This is a genomic window from Superficieibacter sp., from assembly GCF_032071645.1.
Taxonomy (GTDB): domain Bacteria; phylum Pseudomonadota; class Gammaproteobacteria; order Enterobacterales; family Enterobacteriaceae; genus Superficieibacter.
In genome coordinates this window covers 262,479-266,307 of sequence record NZ_DAMAPU010000004.1, presented here as the reverse complement: position 1 = coordinate 266,307, position 3,829 = coordinate 262,479, and the positions used below count along the sequence as shown (strand labels likewise).

Annotated in this window: 3 protein-coding genes; all 3 read left to right on the top strand. The window is 56.2% G+C overall.

Annotated elements, in window-relative coordinates; translation table 11 throughout:
* Positions 1-365: 365 nt before the first annotated feature.
* The 3 genes from adk to RT197_RS10330 all read left to right on the top strand — a co-directional run bounded on the left by adk (position 366) and on the right by RT197_RS10330 (position 3,454).
* The gene (adk, locus tag RT197_RS10340; protein WP_312950033.1) at positions 366-1,010 is read left to right on the top strand and encodes an adenylate kinase; all 645 of its coding nucleotides are present in this window, start codon (positions 366-368) and stop codon (positions 1,008-1,010) included.
* Between the two features lie 112 nt (positions 1,011-1,122).
* A complete protein-coding gene (gene hemH, locus RT197_RS10335) occupies positions 1,123-2,085 on the top strand; it encodes a ferrochelatase (protein WP_312950030.1) in 963 nt (320 codons plus the stop codon).
* A gap of 64 nt (positions 2,086-2,149) precedes the next feature.
* On the top strand, positions 2,150-3,454 hold the full coding sequence (locus RT197_RS10330) for an inosine/guanosine kinase (protein WP_312950027.1): 1,305 nt from the start codon (positions 2,150-2,152) through the stop codon (positions 3,452-3,454).
* The last annotated feature ends 375 nt before the right edge of the window (positions 3,455-3,829 follow it).

Below are 3,829 nucleotides of genomic sequence, written 5' to 3'. Positions count from 1 at the left end.
CCGCCGGGAGAGGGAACAGTCCGGCGTCGTTATCGTATTTTCAGGCTAAGCGAACCACCCAGCCCAACCGTGGCACGTTTTACTCCCTCTCCCTGTGGGTGAGGGAACCGTTTGGCGTCGTTATCGTATTTTCAGGCTAAGCGAGCCACCCAGCTTCAACCGTGGCACGTTTTACTCCCTCTCCCTGTGGGAGAGGGCTGGGGAGAGGGCATTCCAGCGGGGGGAGGGTATCCCTGCGCCTTTTCCACAATAATCTTCTCATTAACCGTTTCAGCGTGAGCGCCTTCCTTGAGCCATTGCCCGTCTGGTGGTATCTTTTAGCGCTTTGTTCAAAAATATCGACAACCTTTAAGGGGATTTTCGTAATGCGTATTATTCTGCTTGGCGCTCCCGGCGCAGGTAAAGGAACTCAGGCTCAGTTCATCATGGAGAAATATGGCATTCCGCAAATCTCCACCGGTGACATGCTGCGCGCCGCAGTAAAATCCGGCAGCGAGCTGGGCAAGCAGGCGAAAGAAATCATGGACGCTGGCAAGCTGGTTACTGACGAACTGGTCATCGCGCTGGTCAAAGAGCGTATTACTCAGGAAGACTGCCGTAACGGTTTCCTGCTTGACGGCTTCCCGCGCACCATTCCGCAGGCTGACGCCATGAAAGAGGCGGGCATTAAAGTGGATTACGTCCTTGAATTCGACGTGCCTGACGAACTGATCGTTGACCGCATTATTGGTCGCCGCGTTCACGCCGCTTCTGGCCGCGTTTATCACATCAAATTCAACCCGCCGAAAGTGGAAGGTAAAGACGATGTGACCGGCGAAGAGCTGACCACCCGTAAAGACGATCAGGAAGAAACCGTGCGTAAGCGCCTGGTGGAATACCATCAGATGACCGCGCCGCTGATCGGCTACTACCAGAAAGAAGCGCAGGCGGGCAACACCCAGTACGCCAAAGTTGACGGTACTCAGGCGGTCAACGCGGTTCGCGCCGAACTGGAAAAGATCCTCGGCTAATACCTTTCTCACCCGGCTTAAGCCGGGTGAATTTCACCTTTCGCAGCAATTAGTTCCCCTCGTTCACTTTTCAGCTACAATTATCAGCCGTTTTAATGGATAAGAGGCGGTAATGCGTCAGACCAAAACTGGTATTCTGCTGGCTAACCTCGGCACCCCTGAAGCACCCACTGCCGGTGCTGTTAAGCGCTATCTGCGGCAATTTTTAAGCGACAGACGCGTGGTGGATACGCCGCGTGTGCTGTGGTGGCCGCTGCTGCGCGGGGTGATCCTGCCGATCCGCTCTCCGCGCGTGGCGAAGCTCTATCAGTCCGTGTGGATGGAAGAAGGCTCGCCGCTGATGGTCTACAGCCGTCGGCAGCAAAAAGCGCTGGCGGCGCGGCTGCCGGATGTTCCCGTCGCGCTGGGAATGAGCTACGGCAAACCGTCGCTTGCCAGCGCGATTGACGAACTGCTGGCAAATCATGTCGATCATATCGTCGTTCTGCCGCTGTACCCGCAATATTCCTGCTCGACGGTGGCGGCGGTGTGGGATGAACTGGGACGTATTCTGGCGAAAAACCGTCGTGTGCCGGGGATCACGCTGATCCGCGACTATGCCGATGACTCCACCTATATCAACGCGCTGGCAAACAGCGTGCGCGCCTCTTTCGCGCAGCACGGCGAGCCGGATTTACTGCTGCTCTCCTATCACGGTATTCCGCAGCGCTACGCTAACGAAGGCGATGATTACCCGCAGCGCTGCCGCGATACCACCCGCGAACTGGTGTCGGCGCTGGAAATCGATCCTGATAAAGTGATGATGACCTTCCAGTCGCGTTTCGGGCGCGAGCCGTGGCTGACGCCGTATACCGACGAGACGCTAAAAATGCTGGGCGAGAAGGGCGTGAAGCATATTCAGGTGATGTGCCCAGGCTTTGCGGCGGACTGTCTCGAAACGCTGGAAGAAATTGCGGTCCAGAACCGGGAATTCTTTATGGAAGCGGGCGGCGAAAAGTATGAATACATTCAGGCACTCAATGATTCAGCCGATCATATCGCCATGATGGACGAAATTACCCTTCCGTATCGCTGATCGCGCGACTGGCGGGGAGTATGCTACTATTCTCCGCCTGTTCACTGCCATCAGAATCCGCCCCATGAAATTTCCCGGTAAACGCAAGTCTAAACACTATTTCCCCGTTAACGCCCGCGATCCGCTGCTTCAGCAAATTCAGCCTGAAAGCGAAACCGGCACCTCGTGGATTGTCGGGATTGACCAGACGCTGGTCGATATCGAAGCCAAAGTGGATGATGATTTTGTCGCGCGTTATGGGCTGAGCGCCGGGCATTCACTGGTGATTGACGACGAGGTTGCCGAAGCGGTTTATCAGGAATTAATGCGCGATAACCTTATCACCCATCAGTTTGCAGGTGGCACCATCGGCAATACGATGCACAACTATTCGGTGCTGGCGGATGACCGTTCGGTACTGCTGGGCGTGATGTGCAGCAACATTGAAATCGGCGGATATGCCTACCGCTATCTGTGTAACACTTCCAGCCGCACCGATCTCAACTATTTGCAGGGCGTTGATGGCCCGATTGGGCGCTGCTTCACCCTGATCAGCGACAGCGGCGAGCGAACGTTTGCCATCAGCCCCGGTCACATGAACCAGTTCCGCGCCGAAAGCGTGCCGGAATCGGTGATTGCCGGAGCCTCGGCGCTGGTGCTGACCTCCTATCTGGTGCGCTGTAAACCGGGCGAGCCGATGCCGGAAGCGACGATGAAAGCCATCGAATATGCGAAAAAACATAACGTGCCGGTGGTGCTGACGCTGGGCACGAAATTCGTTATCGCCGATAACCCGCAGTGGTGGCAGGCTTTTCTGAAAGAGCACGTTTCGATTCTCGCCATGAACGAGGAGGAGGCCGAAGCGCTGACGGGGTTAAGCGATCCGCTGCTGGCTTCTGATAAAGCGCTGGACTGGGTAGATCTGGTCCTTTGCACCGCCGGTCCGGTCGGGTTGTACATGGCGGGCTTTACCGAAGACGAAGCAAAACGCAAAACCCAGCACCCGCTGCTGCCGGGCGCGATTGCCGAATTCAACCAGTACGAATTTAGTCGGGCGATGCGCCACAAAGACTGTATTAACCCGCTGCGTATTTTCTCACATATCGCCCCGTACATGGGTGGCCCGGAGAAGATCATGAACACTAACGGCGCGGGAGACGGCGCACTGGCAGCGCTGTTGCACGATATCACCGCCAATGATTATCACCGCAGCAACGTGCCGAATTCCAGCAAACACAAGTACACCTGGCTGACTTACTCTTCGCTGGCGCAGGTGTGTAAATACGCTAACCGCGTGAGTTATCAGGTGCTCAATCAGCATTCACCGCGCCTGACGCGCGGCCTGCCGGAGCGGGAAGATAGCCTTGAGGAGTCGTACTGGGAGCGATAGGACGTAGTCTTGCTGACACTGGGGGACGTGCTTTGCTGATACGGGGGATCGTACTGCCCCCTCTCCCTAACCCTCTCCCTCAAGGGAGAGGGAACCGTTCAGTGTCGCAACTGGATATGTCATCGTTACGCAGACCGAGTCGTTCAAATAACCTGGCCCGAGGCACTTACCGCCCCCTTTCCCTTGAGGGAGTGGAAACCGTTCAGTGTCGCAACCGGATATGTCATCTTTACGCAGACCGAGTCGTTCAAATAACCTGGCCCGAGGCACTTACCGCCCCCTCTCCCTCAAGGGAGAGGGAACCGTTCAGTGTCGCAACTGGATATGTCATCGTTACGCAGACCGAGTCGTTCAAATAACCTGGCCCGAGGCACT